This window comes from Acinetobacter sp. GD03645 (genome assembly GCF_029845285.1).
Lineage (GTDB): Bacteria > Pseudomonadota > Gammaproteobacteria > Pseudomonadales > Moraxellaceae > Acinetobacter > Acinetobacter corruptisaponis.
On sequence record NZ_JAOCLL010000004.1, the window covers coordinates 110,729 to 128,819 of the forward strand.

An 18,091-nucleotide genomic window follows, 5' to 3' on the forward strand; every position below is an offset into this window, starting at 1 on the left:
TGGCATGAAAGAAACAAAAATAACAACAAAAGGCTCAGACAATTTGTCTGAGCTAGTTTACCAACGCATCAAGAATGATATTTTCGATTTCAAGTTGATGCCAGGTGAACGTTTTACCGAGTCCGAAGTGGCAAAAGCTTATGATGTCAGTCGTACCCCAATCCGACAGGCACTCTATCGTTTGCAGCAAGAGGGCTATGTGGATGTCAGTTTTCGCAGCGGTTGGCAGATTCGACCGCTTAATTTTCGCTACTACGAAGAACTATACGATATCCGCATCGTGTTGGAAAAAGAGTCAATCCGAAAACTTTGCCAAATTGATCATCAAAACTCAGTTGAATTATCCGTTTTAAAAGATTTATGGATGATTGAACCGAATCAATATTTAAAAGATATTAAACAATTGTCACAGCAGGATGAAGATTTCCACTGTGCCTTGGTTCGAGCTGCGGGTAATAATGAAATGGCACGGATTCATCGTGATTTAAGCGAAAGAATTCGTATTATTCGCCGACTAGATTTTTCCAAGCAATATCGGGTAGAGGCAACCTATCAGGAACATCAAAAAATATTGGATTTTATTTTTGAACATCAGGTTGAACAGGCTTTAAATGCGATTGAGAGCCATATCATGCAAAGCCGTGATGAAGTCAAAAAAATCACCCTGCAAATGCTGGATTCTAGTCAATTTTACTAATGAATGACTTTGATTGCAATGCTAAACACTCAATTGCAAACTGCTTCTGATAGGAATATGATAAATCTGTTCAGATAAGGAAATGGCATTCTTCCTTTTACAAACCGCCCCATGATTGACAGTCATTGGTGGCTGATGATGCCTACGTTACCCTAAGTTTATAGCAATAAATAGGGTGCGTAGGTTTACGCATTCTATTTTTGGAGATGCGTATGAAAGGTTATCTACTCAAGTTTTATCTTGAAGAAAATGAGAATTATAAAGGAAAACCCCTTTATGACTGGTTGCTTGAAGTAGCCAAAACAATAGGATTAAAGGGCGCAACCGTAAACAACGGCATCCAGAGTTTTGACCGTCAAGGCAAACCTCACTCAGCCCATTTTTTTGAACTTGCCGACCGTCCAGTACAAATTGAATTTATCGTGGATATTGAGCAGGAACAGTCTTTGTTCGCCACACTTTCCCAGGAAAACATTTCAATCTTTTATAGCAAAACATCAATTGAATTTGGCAGTGTAGGCAACAAGGAGAACAACAATGACTAATATGGCTGCTGGATTGAATATTCCTGATGATTTTTATAGCCTGATTGAAATCCCAGAAAACAACGCACCTGTAAAATATGAAATGAATAAAGAATACAATGCTTTATTCGTTGACCGTTTTCTGAGTACGGCAATGTCTTATCCTGCGAACTATGGCTATATTCCACAAACCTTGAGTGAAGATGGCGATCCGCTGGATGTGTTGGTACTTGCGCCTTACCCTGTGGTGGCAGGTTCAGTGATTCGTAGCCGACCAGTCGGTGTAATGTATATGGAAGATGAGCATGGTATGGACGCAAAAATTATTGCCGTTCCACACAGTAAAATCTCACCTTTATATGACCATATCAAGGATATTGATGATATTCATCCGCTGATTCTGGCCCGAATCCAGCACTTTTTTGAACATTACAAGGATTTGGAAGAGGGTAAATGGGTTAAGTTTATAGGCTGGGAGAATGCCCAGAAAGCAAGGGATGAGATTATAAAATCGGTACAGGCTTATCCAGCACATGAAGAATAATGGATAACGAAAGGCCCATAAAAAATTATGGGCCTTTCTTTTGACTTAAGCAGTCTTAACGATTTGCCAAGGCCTCTTTTAATGCTGTATCCATTTCCAGCAGGGCTTTTTCGGTGGTATCCCAGTCGATACAGCCATCTGTCACAGATTGACCATATACAAGATCACACAGGTTTTCAGGAATATCCTGACGGCCGCCTTTTAAATGGCTTTCCACCATGATTCCCACGATTGACTTATTGCCATCCAGAATCTGTTCGGTGATGTTCTTTAAAACCAAAGGTTGCAGGTACGGGTCTTTGTTTGAGTTGGCATGACTGGTATCAATCATAATCTTGTTGCTGACTTTTGCTTTTGCCAAAGCAGCCTCAGCTTCGGCAACGGAAGTTGCATCATAGTTCGGTTTGCCATTACCGCCACGTAATACCACATGGGCATAAGGGTTGCCTTTGGTATTGATAATTGCAACCTGACCATTTTCATTTAGGCCCAGAAAGCTGTGGCCATGCTTAACCGACTGCATTGCGTTGGTTGCAACAGTCAAGCCGCCGTCTGTACCGTTCTTAAAGCCAACTGGGGAAGACAGGCCTGAAGACATTTCACGATGTGTCTGGCTTTCAGTGGTACGTGCCCCAATCGCAGACCATGAAATCAGGTCTTGATAATATTGTGGTGAGTTCGGGTCAAGCGCCTCAGTGGCACATGGCAGACCTTTTTCATTAATATCAAGCAAAAGCTGACGGCCAATATGCAAACCCTTTTCAATATTGAATGAATCATTCATATCTGGGTCATTGATCAGGCCTTTCCAGCCCACAGTGGTACGCGGTTTCTCAAAATAGACACGCATTACCAGATATAAAGTATCTTTGACTTTTTCACTCAATTCTTTTAAACGGTCGGCATATTCATGTGCCGCTTTTGGGTCGTGGATGGAACAAGGGCCAATTACCACAAACAGACGTTTGTCTTTACCATCTAAAATATTACGTACAGTTTCACGACCTTGCAGTACCGTTTGAGAGGCGATGTCAGACAAAGGCAGGTCGGTTTTGAGTTCCGCTGGAGTAATTAAGGTTTGAATGCTTTTAATATTAACGTCATTGATATCTGGCTGGGAAACTGGATTTGGCTGTAGAGTATTCATTGCTGTCACAAATTCAATCGAAAGAAGAGGTTATTTTGTCTACGAATATAGCATGAAAAGCCGATTGATTAACTAGCGAATCGCATGATTTGTGCAGAATCAATCGGCAATTGGGTTTTAAACGGGGCTTGTTTTTGAACTAGACTGCTGGATCACCACCGCCTGATGGGTTTCAACTGGTTTTGGCTTGGCTTTCACAGGGTTGATAATAAAGTTCACCCCCAGGGCAAACAAGGTAATACCCAGAATTCTACGAATTAGTCTTTCAGGCATATGCGAGCTGATTAAAGTACCGATAATAATGGCTGGAATAGAACCGACAAGTAACCACATCAACAGGGTGAAATCGACATTTCCAGAAGACATATGGCTTAAACCAGCAACTGCTGTCAGCAATACGGCATGAACCACGTCTGAACCAATAATACGAATCATGGGTAAATTCGGGAACATAATCACCAAGGCCATGATACCAAAAGCACCCGCGCCTACAGAGGATAGGGTCACAAAAATACCCAACACCACACCCATAATCAGGATGTAATGACGTTTATGTTGTAGCGCATGCTGCTCGCTTTCCATATTGGCCTGTTCACGATTACGGAAACGATCAAACAGTTTCTCAATTTGGGCACGGAAGACAATTGAAATCCCTGTTAAGGTCAACATAAAACCCAAAACCATAGTCAAAACAGCTTTATAGTGTGTTGACTGGCTTAAGTAATGTTCCAGCACCCAGGAGGTTGCAAAAGAAGCGGGAATACTGCCCAATGCAAGCCAGAGTACGATTGGCCATACAATATTCAACTTTTTGGCATGGACAACAGAACCACAGAATTTTGAGATTGAGGCATAAAGTAAATCTGTACCAATTGCGATATGGGGTTCAATTTTAAATAAACTGATCAGGATAGGGGTCATCAATGAACCGCCTCCAACACCTGTAATTCCCACACAGAAGCCAACTAAAACACCAGCTAAAATGAACTCAATAGGACCAAACATCAACAATATGCCTAATTATGCTAAAACTCGCATATCTTATGCTTTTTTTAGATAACTCGTTGTGATGAATAGTGATTTGCTTATGCAAAAAAAAGCTAAAGAATTTTAAAAACACTTTAGCTTTATTTGATCATTCCAATATTTTTATTGGGTTTCTTGCTTAAAATAGACGGTTGTTGATGATGTTTTCAAATGACTCAGTTATGATTTTTTCTGCGGTTGTTTGGTGACATCATTCACCCATAAAACCAGTAAAAAAGTGACAGGGGTGGCGAAAATCCACCAACTGATAAATCCAATTGAACTGCCATATTTGAAGCCCAGCAAACTGCCAGCAAGCAGGAAGCATAAAAATGCAGCAAGTCTGAGCTGTGTTCTAAAACGATTAAAAAACTGTTGTTGTGTTGGCTTGGCTTTGGTGATTTGTTTGGTGCTGCATTTATATAAAATGAGCATGCCCATAAGTATGAGTAAAAAGCTAAAAATAATCATGCTTTCACCTCATTTTTTGCCAACTTGGCTTTAATTTTTTGCACGGACTTTGTCTGAATCGGCTGGATATTTCTAAAGATAAACACTGCAAATACAGCACAAACAATCAGGAATAAATCAATTCTCAAAAATACCCAGTAACTTTTCATATCTGAGATCAGTTGATGATTGAGCAAGTAAATCAGGTTATATAAAGGTATGAGGAGTGCAAGTAATCCAAACACAACAATTTGGGATTTCCATAAATATTGTTTTTTAGTGAATAGTGCAATGATAAAGCTTAAGCCCCAAACCGTGAAAAATGTATAAATTTCATAGTTTGGCGTAGCTTCGGTAATATGCACCAATCGGTTTGCCAACAGATAACTTAACATGGCGATTGGCAATCCAAGAAATGCGGCAACATTTAAACGGTCAACCAGATAATACCCAACATGGAACTGATCAGATTTATTCTGGATTTGACGTTTTAAGCTCCATAGCAACAAACCTGAGGCAATCATTAAACAGCCTAGAATACCTGAACAGAAAAAAGCAAATCGAAGCGCTGGTTGTGCAAAGGTTGCCATATGCAAGCCATACACGCCTGAATGGAGGGTGGCGACGGCGCTATTGTTTCTGGTATTGCCTAGAATTTTACCTGTTCCATCAAAGCTAATCTCTGCCTGATTTAAGGTAATGGAACGGTCTTCAAGCTGCTTAAAGGTAATAATGGCCTGATCAGTATTCGGGTTTTTTACCTCAATTGAAGCTAAAGCCTGATCTCCCCATTGTTGCTTCACTTGCTCCAACAATGTGCCGATAGGCAGCATATTAGCTTTACTTGGTGGTGTACTGTTATTTGGTGTTTGACTCACCGTCCTGATTTCAGTGAAGAACTGAAAAGAATTGTCTGGATATAACTTCTTCATTCCCCAAGGTAGATATAGGTAAAAGAAAATCGCCAGACCCGTAAAGGTAATGGTCAGGAAAAACGGTAATGCCAGCACAGAGGAAACATTATGAAAATCCAGCCATGAGCGCTGTGATTTAAAGGTTCTGAGAGTAAAGAAGTCGGTGATAATTTTTTTATGGGTGATAATGCCCGAAACCAGTGCAATCAGCATGATAAAGGCAGCAAAGCAGACAATCAGTCGCCCGATGAGATAGGGGATACCATAAAGTTGATAATGAAAGCTGTAGAAAAAATCTCCGCCCTGAGTGGCTGATAACTTGAGTTCCTGTCCTGTATTTGCATCCAGTGTACGACTTTCATAACCACCATCCGCTTTTTCCCAATACATTTGATTGACAGGTTCTTCATGGTTGGCAATGTTCAGATACCACGACTTTGCATTGGCAGCATGTTTTTCTAAATATTCTGTTGCTGTATGGATCGCAGTTTCCTGATTGACTTGGTACTGAGCAAGCTGTGGTTGCATCCATAGATTAATGTGGTGTCGGTAGTAGGCACTGGTTCCTGTCAGGAAAATGGCAAACAACAACCATCCAAAAATTAAGCCTGTCCAGGCATGTAACCATGCCATTGATTGACGAACGCCTTTATTTTGCATTTTTAATTTAAACCTACAGATAAGCCAAATAATGCGCCTGCCAAAATCAGGCTGACCAACGTGAGTTTCAACAATGAATGTGAACAAAAACTGATAATGATAAAAACTAGATAAAACAGGATTGAAATAAATGCCGCAAGGTAAATGCTTTCCGCTTTATCCATAAAGTGGGTAAATAAAGTACCGAGGCATAGGCTTAAATACACCATACATACATAACCCAGTATGAATGTGAAAACAAAACGATAAAAAATACTGAGTCGATAGACAAAAGTTGGGGTGGTGGATTTAGCCATAAATAGTCATAAAAACACTAAGGAGAGAAGAAATAAAAGATGAAAATGATTATTGTTAATAATATTATTTAAGTAAAGTTCAAGCAATTGTTCCTTTATCGCAAATCCAGATGGTATTGGGATTATTTAATGCTATCTTAGATCATAAGCAATTTTTACTGCACATCAACAAATTACATGATTTTTTATGATTCGGTGTAAAATCATTTTGTTAGAATACTTTTAAATACTGGCAAGGGGCGTGGGTCTTGTTAAAGCAAAAACTAAAAATTGGCATTGTTGTGGGTGAAGTCTCTGGAGATACTCTAGGGGTAAAGCTTATGCGTAGTTTTCGCGAACAAGGAATTGACGCTGAATTTGAGGGGATTGGTGGTCCACAAATGATTGCTGAGGGTTTCCATAGTTACTATCCGATGGAAATTTTATCTGTCATGGGGATTGTTGAAGTATTAAAGGACCTGAAAAAATTATTTGCAGTCCGCGATGGTCTGGTTGAGCGCTGGACTGAACATCCAGTCGATATTTTTATTGGCATTGATGCACCTGATTTTAATTTACGTTTATCCAAAACCATCAAGGAAAACAATCTATCCATTAAAACCGTTCAGTATGTCAGCCCATCTGTCTGGGCATGGCGGCAAGGACGGGTACATGGCATTAAACGCAGTATTGACTTGGTATTGTGTTTATTTCCTTTTGAAAAAACCTTTTATCAAAACTATGATGTCCCTGCGGCATTTGTCGGGCATCCATTGGCAAAGCAGTTGCCCTTAAAAAATCCAATTACCGAAGCAAAACACCAGCTTGGACTGTCTGCACATAAAACCCATATTGCCTTGCTCCCTGGTAGCCGTCGGGGTGAAATCGAGCGTTTACTGCCTTTATTAATCGGTACAGCCGAAATTTTGCATAAGAAATATCCTGATCTTGAGTTTTTAATCCCTGCAATTAATGACGCACGTAAGCAGCAGATTGAGCAAGGGATTCAGAATCTGGATACCGACCTAAGGATAAAAATCCATATTCTGGAAAATACTGATGCAGAATCCAAAATTGGTCGTATGGTGATGAATGCCAGCGATATTGTGGCACTTGCCTCTGGTACGGCGACACTTGAGGCCATGTTGTTGCATCGTCCAATGGTGACGTTCTATAAACTGAACTGGCTGACTTATATTATTGCCAAGTTTCTGGTTAAAATTCCTTATTACTCATTGCCGAATATTATTGCGGGCAAGAAAGTGATTGAGGAACTGATTCAGGCAGATGCCACACCACAGCATTTGGCAGCAGAAATTGAACGATTGATGGATCACGAAACGGCGCATATTCAAATGATGCAACACCTGAGTATGCATAAACAGTTAATCTCAGGAAATACGGAAGACCCAGTACAGGCAATTTTGAGTTGCTTAAAAACAGAAGAAGTATAAAAAAGGTGGCTTAAATGCCACCTTTTTATTTACGCACGTAGGATTAATTCATAACCCGTATATTTACGGATATTGATCACCCCAATATCAAGTAATAAATACTGACCTTTAATTCCCTGTAAAACACCACGAATTGTGGGTGTCTTGTCCAGATTCAGAGATTTAATCTTTTCTGGATATTGCTCAACTGGATAAATAAATTCCCTAGGTAATTCATTTTCCAAAAATTCCAGATTTTCATTAAACTCAAGATTTTGGCTAAATTCATCACGAATTGTTTGAATTTTAGGGGCAAACTCCTCAAGAATCTGGTCGCGTTGTTCAATTAGGTTTAAAGGTTCAGCTTCACCTTTAAGCAATTTACGCCAGTCAGTCTTATCGGCAATCTGTGTGCCAAACAAGGTTTCCAAATGTCCAGACAAACGGCGTGAACCCACTTTCAGGATTGGAAGTGCCTGCGTCGCGCCCTGGTCCAGCCAACGGGTTGGCATATTCACAATTCGGGTAATCCCGATTTTTAAGGCACTGGAATTGGCCAAATAAACAATATGAGGCTGAAAGCAAACGCTATGCGCGAACTCATCCTCACGGCATGTACCCAGATGGTAATGGCAGATTTCGGGTTTCATAATACATAAATCACATTCCGCCTTGGTTTTAAAACATTTAAAACAATGACCCTGTGAATATGACTTTGGGGTTTTGGCACCGCATGAGGTACAGAAAATATTACCTGTCCATTCAATCTCCAACTCTTGCCCTAAAACAAAGGGTAGGTCGATTTCTGAACGATCCAATATAAATTTATATTCAACATTTGCCTTGTGGATTGCCTGATCGGGTACACTATGCGTCTTGAGCGCTGCGTGCATTTTATGGCAAATGCCTTGTAGTTCCATCATCCTCTCTCTTTTCAACTTAGGTGGCTTATGGCTGGACAAAATGTCATCACTTCGATGCTAGACGATTTATCTAAGGAACAGCCCATTGCTACCGCACTGTGTATTGGTCAAAACATTGACCATCATGCTTCAATTCAATGGCATTATTTTAACGTAACTGACTTTTTAAGTCTGCCATTTACACAGCGTTATGATTTAGGTTTTGTATTATTTGATACTGAAGAAATGCAGGACATCAATGAAACGCAAAAGGCACAGTTATTGGTGAAGTTGCGTGACCTCATGGCAAAACGAATTGTTGTGGTCAGTAAACTGGATGATGAAAAGTTATTGCGTTCGCTGGGTTTTACCCAGCTCATTGATAAGACCACACATGATAGTAATTTTGCTTTGTGGCAGTTTAATATTTTGACCTATAAGCATGTACCAGACTGGTTTAACTCCAAGTTCTGGGCCAATCCTGAAAACTGGAATAAATTCCGCTGGTAAATCTCAGCAATGATTTAATTTCTGTGGAACTTCAACCATTCAACAGGCAAGATTGAATAGAGATTTATCGCAAGCTCTTGCAAAATTTAACAATTCAATTTTGTTTTGTGTATTCAAAGCAGCGTATTCTTTTTGGATAAATAATTCCAAAAGGAAGATATAAGTCATGACAGATTTAACCAACATTGTTGAAATTTTAGCAAAACAGGCTTTAGGCGGTCAGCAGCAATCAGGTCAGGGTGGTGGTTTAGGCGGAATTTTAGGTTCGGTATTGGGACAGCTTGGTGGACAACAGCAACAAAATACTCAAAACCAGCAACAAGGTGGTCTAGGTGGAATTCTGGGTTCTGTGCTAGGTCAATTAGGCGGTGGTGGCAATACTTCAACACAAAGTAATGCGGCAGGTGGCAACACAGCACAAACCTTGTTAATCGCCGTTTTGCCTTTAATTCTTGCATGGATTCAAAAACAGGGCGGTTTGCAGGGAGCATTGGATAAACTGAAAAATGCAGGTTTGGCAAACCAGGTGCAAAGCTGGGTCGATCCACAACAACAAAATGTTCAGGATATTCCAGCGCAAAATATTCAAAGCCTATTTGATGATCAGGATGTGGAGCAGGTTGCACAGCAAACCCAAACACCAAAGTCAGCAATTTATGGTGCAATTGCTTCAGTCTTACCCCAAGTGATTGATTCCTTAACTCCACAAGGTGGAAACACCAATCCACAGGAAGCCAACAATGATATTCAACAAGTTTTAAACTTGGTCAGTGGTTTCTTAAAGAAATAAAATGGATAAAACAAAAGGGCATATCGCCCTTTTGTTTTTTATTTAGAACTGAACTTCAAATTAGAAGTTATATTCCATGCCTAAACCGATTGTAGTTTTTTTGTCGTTATCTTTCTGCCAATCGATTTTTTGCTGTCCTACTACACCATAAAAACGCGCTTGCTTGTTGATTTGGTAATCCGCACCTACACCATACAAATCGTTTTTACGGTCTTCTTTACCATCAACTTCAGTTTTAGCAGAGATATATTCCGCTTTTAACTTGATTGGTGTTGATGGAATTGCATAAGCACCCGTTACACCAAAAGCATTTTCTTTTAAGCCTTTAAAACCAGTCACAGTATCATCTGTTGGCTGAGCAGTTTGCCATAATCCACCAAGTACCAAACCATCAAGGCCTGCTGGTTTTAAGTCTAGTGAACCAGTTACGCGCACAGCATCAGTATAAACACCAGATAGGCTATAAGCATTATACTTTGATGCAACCGCAAAGTTACCCGCAACTGCTGCTGCTAAACCAAAATCTTTATTTTCATAAGTGATCGAGGTCGAGATACCATCACCAAAACCATTACGGCTACCTTTTTGACCAACTGCAGCATTGGTTAAAGGTATAGTGACATCTTTACCAGTCACAGGATCTTTAGTTGTTGCATTTTCATTTTGTTCGCCTTGCTGGAACATAATGTTAAATGCTAATCCACCCAGTAATTTTTTATCAGTTTCAAAACCAATGACGTTGCTTAAACGATCTTCGCCAGCAAGAACCTTGGTCATATCCAGCTCAGTGTGATCGTTAAAAATATCCTGGTTGTTGCCCGCAGCAGTTTTTAAGTAAGAATCAAACTGACCGATCTTTAAAGTGGCAATCCCATCAGATTTAATACCAACAAAACGGTTACGCATCCCCCAGTCAGCATCAGAACCAGCGCCATCAGTTGAAACACCCCATTCTGCTAAATAAACTGCTGAAAGACTATCAGTAAGTTTCTCTTCACCCTTTACACCAATACGCGAAGCGTTAGAATTTACTTTAGTTACGCTTTCGTCTTTAAAGCCATTTTTATCAATTTGATCCAAAGTCACATTGAGCTTACCATACAATGTTGGTGCTGCTTGCGCTGCATTCATGGCTAAAGTTGCTACAGTAGCAGCAAGAAGCAATTTTTTCATTGAGATTTCTCCAAAACACTTTTTTGTAAATGGCAGTTGCCTTAGTTACTGTTATAAGCTTGCTTATGTACAAAAAGTTACACAGCTCACTGACTTGTATGCAGTATCGGCAAACTGTGTGACAGAGAAGTGAAAGAAAAATGACAATTTGATGACGGTTTATATTTAGTAATAATTCTATTTCTCATTTATTATTAAATAGTTATAAAATAAAAAAACGGAGTAACAACTCCGTTTACGAAAAAATTATCAGTTACAGGGCGGCCTTAATCTTTTCAGCAAGCGCCTTAATCTTCTCCTGATCACCCATTTGAGCCGCGTGTCGGCCTAGATGATGAATTGAGCTTGGAATCAAATGGAAATGCACATGCGGCACAGTTTGACCAGCAGCTTCGCCAGAAAGTTGCATGAGTACAATACCTTTAACATCCAGTGCTGACTCAATCGCACGGGCAATCTTTTGAACGATCTGGATGGTGTAGGCGGCTGCATCGGCAGGGAGGTCTAACAATGTCACTGCGGGAGTCTTTGGAATCACTAAAGCGTGACCATCTGCCTGGGGCATGATATCCATAAAGGCAAGAACCTGATCATCTTCATAAATTTTAATCGCAGGCAATTCGCCACGAAGAATTCGGGCAAAAATATTTTGGTCATCGTAAGCCATGATGAGTCCCTTAATATGGATATGAATAATTCAAGTTTCCTCTCCTAAAAAATAAAAAGGAGAGGACAAAATCTAATAATCAGTTTCTATTTACAGTCCAGCTCTTTTTGGCGAGCTTTAATCTCATCCAGACGTTGTTGCTCTTTGTCAGAAAACTTTGGCTTGGTGGTATGGCAGTTTTCATTGCCGTACTTGGCTTTGGCATCTGCATCCTTAAAACAGAAACCCTTAGACGCATAAATGAGGTTATAGTCATCCTGCAACTTTTTACATTCTTGTTCTGGTGCTGCGGCTTGAACACTAAACCCTGTAAGGGTTATTAATCCAGCAAAAACCGCAACTGTAAACTTCTTCATGAGGTGATCCTCTAATTTAAAAGGTATAAACCAAAAGTCTTGTGGAATAAAAGATTCTGCATGCTTTTGATCGCAACGTTAGTACTAATATAAGGCGTATTAATGAAAATTCAATAGTGTATTGGAATATCTAATAAGCTTTTTTAAACTTGATCTTATGCAAGACAGGTACTATTTATACCTTAAATGTAATCAAAGTGTAAGCTAATCAATTAATATTCAAGGCTTATCATGATGATGGGCTTTTCTTACCAAGAATCTAAAGATGCTGAAATATATTAAAAACAACTTTCCTATTTTTATCCTTATCGCCATTGTCGTTGGTGGGTTAGGGTATCCCTTTTACTCAGGTAAATGGATTATGGCGCACAGGCTAGGGGAGATTGATAGCAAGTGTTATGGGGTAAATGTAGCAAGCACCATTGAACATGGCAAAGTACTTCTATTTTGTTCGTGTATTCATACGGTGGGAATCGAAAATAAAGAAGAAAAATATAATTACTGTACCAATAGAATGAGTAAGTGATTTAACCTAAAGTTTCTTGAAAGGTAGACTTTTTAATTGCCCAAAATATATTAGAATGCGGGAATGAAAAGAACCCGCTTAAAACCTGAATTTCCCATTTCAAACTGGACTACAGACCAAGACTGTTTCCTGATTGAAAATAGTTCCCTGACTATTGTGGAGTTGATTTTGCATCTGCCTTTCTCTGAGGAAGAAATCAATATGCGAAAATCGGTATTGGGACTTTATAGGCGTGAAAGGCAAATGAGAAACAAATGAATGACAGCGCTCTCACGAAGCGTTACACATCCTTGTGATATATATTTCTCCAATAATTAAGGAGATAAGTATGTTAGTCAAAATTGATTCTGAAAATTATTTGAATACGCATCACATTGTGGCGGTTTCTACTTTTACTTCACCAGATGGCAATGTGAAGATAACGATTGATACGGTTACCGCAGCAAGCGGTCATGGTTCATACGTGGTAAACAAGGGTAATGAGGAAGAAGCGTCCAGACTGGTCAATTTATTAATAGAATCATTCAAATAATTACATAAATGATGAATGTTCACTGTTGAATGTATCTGCCAATTATTTAAGCATGAAATGACATAACTTAAATAAGGGATAGAACGACATGATTGATGAGAATAAGCCTTTAAATTTTGAAGATGATGATGAACCGCTAGACTTTGAAGATGAGGAATTCATCGATGATAAGAAAGAGGATGAGTTATATAATAGCATTACCAAAGACGGTTCTAGTGTTGACCCAGCGGATGATGGTGAACGACACATTCGCCCAGAAGATGGTGATCCAATAGAGATTGAGGAATAAATAAGGCCCGCTTTATTAAGCGGGCTTTTTTTAACGAGTCTAAAGAGTTAATTAACTACAACAGGTTTAAGAAAATTCGCATGATTTTTTGCGGCATTAACTTAATACAGCAGCCTTTGGCTTATCTTGTGCTATTTGTTCAAAGTACTGTACTGCGGGTGAGCGGGCCATATAGGCCAAAGCCTGTTCCGTATCACCCTCATGAATCGGATTAAACTTTGGAGACACCCAACGTAAAGTGGCTTTCCATAAGTATTTAATGGTTGGCAAGTTATCTGTTTTTGTTGCAGTTTTTTCAAATTCACGAATAAAAGTGAAAAATCCACGATGCATCAATTTCTGAATGTCCTGATGTTCTAAGTCCTGTTTACCCAGACTACGTGCGAAATCTGCAAGGAAATAAATAAACAGTGGGAAAATGGCCATCATAATGACTTGGCGAGAAATATAAAAACCAAGTTTGTTTGTTAATAGATGTTCAAATAGGTCATACGCCACACAACGATGTTCAACTTCTTCAGCAAGATGCCAACGGAATAAATCAGTCATTGCAGGATCTGCTGTATCCCAGGACTTGCTATCGAGTGTCCATTGTCCAATCGTACCTGTAAAGTGCTCAATGGCAGCAATTACACCTACTCGGAACAACAGCCAATATTCCTCAAGTTTTTCACCTTTGAGAAAAGGAATACCCAAAGGTTTATCACCCAACAGGACATTAAAAATAAGATGTGCGCGGTTTAATGGGTCTTGTATATCGTAGCCATTTTCCCTTAGAAAATCTTGTGCTTTCTCATGTGCACGGGCATGGGCAGCTTCTTGACGAACAAACCCAATAACTTCTTCTTTTAATTTCTCATCCGTAATATAGGGTACAGCTTTATTGAATACTCGGCAGAACCAGAATTCACCTGCTGGCAAAAGCATATTGATGCCATTGGCGATATGTGAACACAGAGGATCATTCGGCATCCAACATACCGAAGACTCAGAAAAATCGAAATATACTTTTCTTGCTTTGATTTGATGATGTTCTGTGATCATATATGCCACCCAATGCGAAATTGCTAATTAAATTGAATAGACAATTTTTAGCATTGAGTAAAATAGATCACCATGTGCTTATAGGACAAAATTCCCTATAAAATGGTTTTAAAGATAAGAAGTCTATATTAGTCTTTCTAACATTCTTCATAAACCTTTCCGCCATAGCACCGTATTTCTTAAAATTTTCCTAGGCCTTAGGTCAAGTGAGGGAATGTTTGCATCTCCCTCCAAATCATGATTTTTTGATTGAAAAGGACCATTTTCCCAAAATCATATAGGGCAAATGTCAAATTCACTCAAATTTAAAAACAACGCAACCAATTGTTTTTAAAAAATAATCCTATTCCAGCGTAATTTTACTCCATGATTCATACATTTTAACTGCTGCGGAGAAATCACTATTCGCTTCGGCAGTTAAACTTGCAGCCTGAATCAAGCTTTGGGTCAAGGCAAGTATAGGGGCTGGAAGCTTTGCATCATGTACTAAGTCTAAGGCAATCCCTGTATCTTTTGCCAATAAGGGCAAGGCAAAGGTGCATGGAAATTCACGACTCAATACACGTTGAGGGAAGATATTTTCCGTCACAAGGCTTTTGCCACTGGAAGCATTAATACAATTGAGTGCTGCATCCAGATTGACACCATGCGCCTTTAATGTGGTAAATCCTTCGGCAACTGACCATAAATTGACGGCAAGCAACATATTGTTGATGGCTTTTACTGCAAAGCCTGCACCTGAATCACCGACATGCTGAATTAATTTTCCAACGGCTGCCATTGCAGGATATGCACGTTCAAACGCATGAACATCGCCACCTACCATTACGGTTAAAGTCGCATTCTCTGCACCAATGGTTTGTCCACTCACAGGTGCATCGAGAAAATCCACGTTCCGTACTTTTAGCTTTTCGGCCAGATGGCGGGCCGTCTCTGGCACACCACTGGTACAGTCAATCCAGATTGCACCTGTTTTAATCTCAACACCATCAATCAAGGCCTCAACATCTGCACTTGTTGGCAGGCACGAAAAGATAACATCTGCCTGTACTGCCTGAGCCAGTTCAACCGCTATAGTTCCATATTCTGCTGCATGCTGTTCAGCCTTACTAAAGTTTCGATTCCAGACATAAACTTTCTCGAAATGCTTTGGTAGATGGACTGCCATACGATAGCCCATAGTGCCTAAACCAATAAATGCAACAGATTGACTCATAGTTTACCTTTTGATAGAAGTTGATCGTTCGGCTAACCAGTTTGTCAGTGTTGGCCAGAACTCAATAGAACTGTTTTGACTGGACATTAAACCTAAGTGCCCGCCAGGGATTAAAGTAAACGTGACATCCTGACTGCTTGTCAACTGGGTCAGTGGAAAAGCGGCATCAGATGTAACCAGTTGGTCACCTTTACCAGCACCTACCAATAAAGAACAATTGATGTTCTTAAGTTCAATGGTCTTATTTTTGAGTTTGATTGCGCCATGCTTCAATGGATTTTGTAGCCATACATTAAACAGCATGTCCTGATTGATACCGCCTGGATAGTCGATCATATTATTCAGAAAATGGCTCAGGGTGGCATCTTCCTGAACCAGCTTGAGATTATCCAGATTTTTGAGTAGCTGGATATTGCCATCAATCCAGCCTTTAGGATCGAGTAATTTAAACCCTAAAGAATTTAAGAAGCCTGGTGAATGAATCATCAGCTTTGGTAAACGGTTGTAGATATAGTGCTTAATGGTTGGGTTGCGTGTCGTGATATAAGCCAGTGTTTTGTATAGCTTACCAATATAGCCTGAAGCATAACTGTCAATTGGGCTACCGAGTACGACCAGGTTTTTAACTGGATTAGATGGATGGCGGGCTGTGTAAAGCGTTACGAAAATACCTGCCATACTCCAGCCATGTAGAGAAATTTTTTCAGATTTAGAATGTTGTTGAATCGCTTCAATGCATTTTGGAATAAATTTATCAATAAATGATAAAAAGTTAACCTGATAGTTTTTATAGGTCAGTTTACCCCAGTCAATCAGGTACACATCAAAACCACTATCCTGAAAATGTTTGACGAGAGAGCGATAAGGATATAGGTCATAAATATCCATATTGATCGCAAGCGGAGCAACAAAGACCAGCGGCTCTTTATAACGTTTGTTTTCTGAGGCGTAAAAACGAACACGGGTTTGTTTAAACTCGGCAATCACTTGATAGGGGGTTGATTGAGACAGCACCAGCCGATCTGCGTCAAATACACGCATGGCTAAATGTTTAAAGTTTATTTTTTGTTGTTCCACAAGCGATTTCATCTTTGAAAGTCTCATCATGAGTCAAGATTGCATGAAGTCTAAGCGATAATTTCATCTTACGCCTTGACCTTAAATACCTTAGGCGCTCAAAATGTTGGCATATTGAAGCATGATGATCATAAGGCATACAAAACCATGAATCCAAGCGATGATTTAGAATATCAACTCGACACTCTGGCGATTCGTACAGGGCATGATCGTACCTTTGAGGGCGAACATAGTGAACCTATCTTTTTAACCTCATCGTTTGTTTGCGAAAGTGCAGCTGATGCCGCTGCAAAATTCTCTGGACAAATTGCAGGTAATACCTATTCACGCTATACCAATCCAACCGTACAGGCTTTTGAAAAACGTTTGGCTGTTCTGGATGGCGCAGAGCGTGCAGTTGCAACCAGTTCAGGGATGGCAGCAGTACATGCCATGTGTATGGCGTATTTAAAAGCGGGCGATCATGTGATTTGTTCACGCGCCGTTTTTGGTTCAATCATTGCCTTATTTGAAAAGTACGTTGCCAAATTTGCTGTTGAAGTTACTTTTGTTGATTTGGTTGATCTTGAGGGATGGAAACAGGCAATTCGTCCAAATACACGACTATTGTTTATTGAAACGCCGTCCAACCCACTGGCTCAGGTAGGTGATATGCAGGCGATTGCCGATATTGCCCACGCGCATGGCGCTTTATTTGCAGTGGATAATTGTTTCTGTACACCTGTGTTACAGCAGCCGATTAAGTTTGGTGCCGATTTGGTTCTTTATTCAGCAACCAAATATATTGATGGCCAGGGACGTGCTTTGGGTGGTGCAGTTGTTGGTAAGAACGATTTGGTTGAAGAAATTAACGGCGTTGTGCGTACCCTTGGTAATTCAATGAGTCCATTCAATGCATGGATTTTCCTCAAGGGCTTGGAAACACTCAGTATCCGTATGAAAGCGCACTGTGAAAATGCACAAAAACTGGCTGAATGGCTACATCAACATGACAAGGTTGAAAAAGTCTATTACGCAGGTTTGCCTGACCATCCTGGGCATGAGCTTGCTAAAAAACAGCAAAAAGGTTTTGGTGGTGTGGTTTCATTTGTTGTAAGAGGTGAGCGTCAAGGCGCATGGACGGTGATTGACAATACGCGTTTCCTATCGATTACCAGTAATCTGGGCGATGTAAAATCAACAATTACCCATCCAGCAACCACCTCGCATGGTAGAATGTCTGCCGAAGCCAAACAAGCCGCAGGGATTGAAGAAGGATTGATCCGTGTCTCTGTTGGCTTGGAAGATATTAATGATATTATTCGCGACCTATCACGCGGTTTAGATTTAATTTAAGAGA

General features: G+C 39.9%; 23 protein-coding genes and 1 riboswitch. Of the genes, 11 read left to right on the top strand and 12 right to left on the bottom strand.

Going from position 1 to position 18,091, the window contains the following annotated elements:
• Window positions 1-4 precede the first annotated feature (4 nt).
• The 3 genes from N5J47_RS04400 to ppa all read left to right on the top strand — a co-directional run bounded on the left by N5J47_RS04400 (window position 5) and on the right by ppa (window position 1,765).
• Entirely contained in the window at window positions 5-697 is a 693-nt protein-coding gene (locus tag N5J47_RS04400; RefSeq protein ID WP_279959059.1) for a GntR family transcriptional regulator, read from the top strand.
• A 69-nt stretch (window positions 698-766) separates the two neighbouring features.
• Window positions 767-849, top strand: a riboswitch (Fluoride riboswitch).
• Between the two features lie 60 nt (window positions 850-909).
• Window positions 910-1,242, top strand: coding sequence for a DUF190 domain-containing protein (locus N5J47_RS04405; RefSeq protein WP_279959058.1), 333 nt, complete (start codon window positions 910-912; stop codon window positions 1,240-1,242).
• Window positions 1,235-1,765 carry an inorganic diphosphatase gene (gene ppa / locus N5J47_RS04410; RefSeq protein WP_279959057.1) on the top strand — a complete coding sequence of 177 codons (531 nt, stop codon included), beginning with the start codon at window positions 1,235-1,237 and terminating at the stop codon, window positions 1,763-1,765. The genes N5J47_RS04405 and ppa overlap by 8 nt, the downstream gene beginning before the upstream one ends.
• 55 nt (window positions 1,766-1,820) lie before the next feature.
• Here ppa and N5J47_RS04415 read toward each other — a convergent pair whose 3' ends face one another.
• From N5J47_RS04415 to N5J47_RS04435, 5 genes are all read right to left on the bottom strand, one after another.
• Window positions 1,821-2,912, bottom strand: coding sequence for a 3-deoxy-7-phosphoheptulonate synthase (locus N5J47_RS04415; RefSeq protein WP_279959056.1), 1,092 nt, complete (start codon window positions 2,910-2,912; stop codon window positions 1,821-1,823).
• Window positions 2,913-3,029: 117 nt separating this feature from the next.
• Window positions 3,030-3,917 carry a sulfite exporter TauE/SafE family protein gene (locus tag N5J47_RS04420; RefSeq protein ID WP_279959055.1) on the bottom strand — a complete coding sequence of 296 codons (888 nt, stop codon included), beginning with the start codon at window positions 3,915-3,917 and terminating at the stop codon, window positions 3,030-3,032.
• A gap of 201 nt (window positions 3,918-4,118) precedes the next feature.
• A complete protein-coding gene (locus N5J47_RS04425) occupies window positions 4,119-4,409 on the bottom strand; it encodes a DUF1634 domain-containing protein (protein ID WP_279959054.1) in 291 nt (96 codons plus the stop codon).
• Window positions 4,406-5,962, bottom strand: a complete 1,557-nt coding sequence (locus tag N5J47_RS04430; protein ID WP_279959053.1) for a PepSY-associated TM helix domain-containing protein — start codon at window positions 5,960-5,962, stop codon at window positions 4,406-4,408. Before N5J47_RS04430 ends, N5J47_RS04425 begins: the two co-directional genes overlap by 4 nt.
• Before the next feature lie 2 nt (window positions 5,963-5,964).
• Window positions 5,965-6,258 carry a hypothetical protein gene (locus N5J47_RS04435; RefSeq protein WP_279959051.1) on the bottom strand — a complete coding sequence of 98 codons (294 nt, stop codon included), beginning with the start codon at window positions 6,256-6,258 and terminating at the stop codon, window positions 5,965-5,967.
• Between the two features lie 248 nt (window positions 6,259-6,506).
• Here N5J47_RS04435 and lpxB point away from each other — a divergent pair, with 248 nt between their 5' ends.
• Complete coding sequence (gene lpxB, locus N5J47_RS04440; protein ID WP_279959050.1) at window positions 6,507-7,691, top strand: lipid-A-disaccharide synthase; 1,185 nt, start codon at window positions 6,507-6,509, stop codon at window positions 7,689-7,691.
• Between the two features lie 29 nt (window positions 7,692-7,720).
• Here lpxB and N5J47_RS04445 read toward each other — a convergent pair whose 3' ends face one another.
• Window positions 7,721-8,590, bottom strand: coding sequence for a DUF2797 domain-containing protein (locus N5J47_RS04445; RefSeq protein ID WP_279959168.1), 870 nt, complete (start codon window positions 8,588-8,590; stop codon window positions 7,721-7,723).
• Window positions 8,591-8,620: 30 nt separating this feature from the next.
• Here N5J47_RS04445 and N5J47_RS04450 point away from each other — a divergent pair, with 30 nt between their 5' ends.
• Together N5J47_RS04450 and N5J47_RS04455 are read left to right on the top strand one after the other, a co-directional pair.
• On the top strand, window positions 8,621-9,082 hold the full coding sequence (locus N5J47_RS04450) for a DUF6231 family protein (protein WP_279959049.1): 462 nt from the start codon (window positions 8,621-8,623) through the stop codon (window positions 9,080-9,082).
• A 166-nt stretch (window positions 9,083-9,248) separates the two neighbouring features.
• Window positions 9,249-9,872: a YidB family protein gene (locus N5J47_RS04455; protein ID WP_279959048.1), complete on the top strand. Its 624-nt coding sequence runs from the start codon at window positions 9,249-9,251 to the stop codon at window positions 9,870-9,872.
• A 60-nt stretch (window positions 9,873-9,932) separates the two neighbouring features.
• Here the strand turns inward: N5J47_RS04455 and N5J47_RS04460 are convergent, their stop codons facing one another.
• From N5J47_RS04460 to N5J47_RS04470, 3 genes are all read right to left on the bottom strand, one after another.
• The gene (locus N5J47_RS04460) at window positions 9,933-11,045 is read right to left on the bottom strand and encodes a porin (RefSeq protein ID WP_279959047.1); all 1,113 of its coding nucleotides are present in this window, start codon (window positions 11,043-11,045) and stop codon (window positions 9,933-9,935) included.
• A gap of 253 nt (window positions 11,046-11,298) precedes the next feature.
• A complete protein-coding gene (locus N5J47_RS04465) occupies window positions 11,299-11,712 on the bottom strand; it encodes an HIT family protein (RefSeq protein ID WP_279959046.1) in 414 nt (137 codons plus the stop codon).
• A gap of 86 nt (window positions 11,713-11,798) precedes the next feature.
• Window positions 11,799-12,068 carry a YARHG domain-containing protein gene (locus N5J47_RS04470; RefSeq protein ID WP_267979393.1) on the bottom strand — a complete coding sequence of 90 codons (270 nt, stop codon included), beginning with the start codon at window positions 12,066-12,068 and terminating at the stop codon, window positions 11,799-11,801.
• 265 nt (window positions 12,069-12,333) lie between these two features.
• Between N5J47_RS04470 and N5J47_RS04475 the strand changes: the two genes are divergently transcribed.
• The 4 genes from N5J47_RS04475 (at window position 12,334) to N5J47_RS04490 (ending at window position 13,415) form a co-directional block, all read left to right on the top strand.
• Window positions 12,334-12,594, top strand: coding sequence for a hypothetical protein (locus N5J47_RS04475; RefSeq protein ID WP_279959045.1), 261 nt, complete (start codon window positions 12,334-12,336; stop codon window positions 12,592-12,594).
• Window positions 12,595-12,657: 63 nt separating this feature from the next.
• Window positions 12,658-12,852 carry a hypothetical protein gene (locus N5J47_RS04480; protein ID WP_279959044.1) on the top strand — a complete coding sequence of 65 codons (195 nt, stop codon included), beginning with the start codon at window positions 12,658-12,660 and terminating at the stop codon, window positions 12,850-12,852.
• Window positions 12,853-12,922: 70 nt separating this feature from the next.
• Window positions 12,923-13,126, top strand: a complete 204-nt coding sequence (locus N5J47_RS04485; RefSeq protein WP_279959043.1) for a hypothetical protein — start codon at window positions 12,923-12,925, stop codon at window positions 13,124-13,126.
• A gap of 88 nt (window positions 13,127-13,214) precedes the next feature.
• Window positions 13,215-13,415, top strand: a complete 201-nt coding sequence (locus N5J47_RS04490) for a hypothetical protein (RefSeq protein WP_279959042.1) — start codon at window positions 13,215-13,217, stop codon at window positions 13,413-13,415.
• 96 nt (window positions 13,416-13,511) lie between these two features.
• Here N5J47_RS04490 and N5J47_RS04495 read toward each other — a convergent pair whose 3' ends face one another.
• The 3 genes from N5J47_RS04495 to N5J47_RS04505 all read right to left on the bottom strand — a co-directional run bounded on the left by N5J47_RS04495 (window position 13,512) and on the right by N5J47_RS04505 (window position 16,764).
• Window positions 13,512-14,459 carry a metal-dependent hydrolase gene (locus N5J47_RS04495; protein WP_279959041.1) on the bottom strand — a complete coding sequence of 316 codons (948 nt, stop codon included), beginning with the start codon at window positions 14,457-14,459 and terminating at the stop codon, window positions 13,512-13,514.
• A 343-nt stretch (window positions 14,460-14,802) separates the two neighbouring features.
• A complete protein-coding gene (locus tag N5J47_RS04500) occupies window positions 14,803-15,675 on the bottom strand; it encodes an NAD(P)-dependent oxidoreductase (RefSeq protein WP_279959040.1) in 873 nt (290 codons plus the stop codon).
• 3 nt (window positions 15,676-15,678) lie between these two features.
• Entirely contained in the window at window positions 15,679-16,764 is a 1,086-nt protein-coding gene (locus N5J47_RS04505) for an alpha/beta fold hydrolase (RefSeq protein ID WP_267979400.1), read from the bottom strand.
• A gap of 135 nt (window positions 16,765-16,899) precedes the next feature.
• Between N5J47_RS04505 and N5J47_RS04510 the strand changes: the two genes are divergently transcribed.
• On the top strand, window positions 16,900-18,087 hold the full coding sequence (locus N5J47_RS04510) for an O-succinylhomoserine sulfhydrylase (RefSeq protein WP_279959039.1): 1,188 nt from the start codon (window positions 16,900-16,902) through the stop codon (window positions 18,085-18,087).
• The last annotated feature ends 4 nt before the right edge of the window (window positions 18,088-18,091 follow it).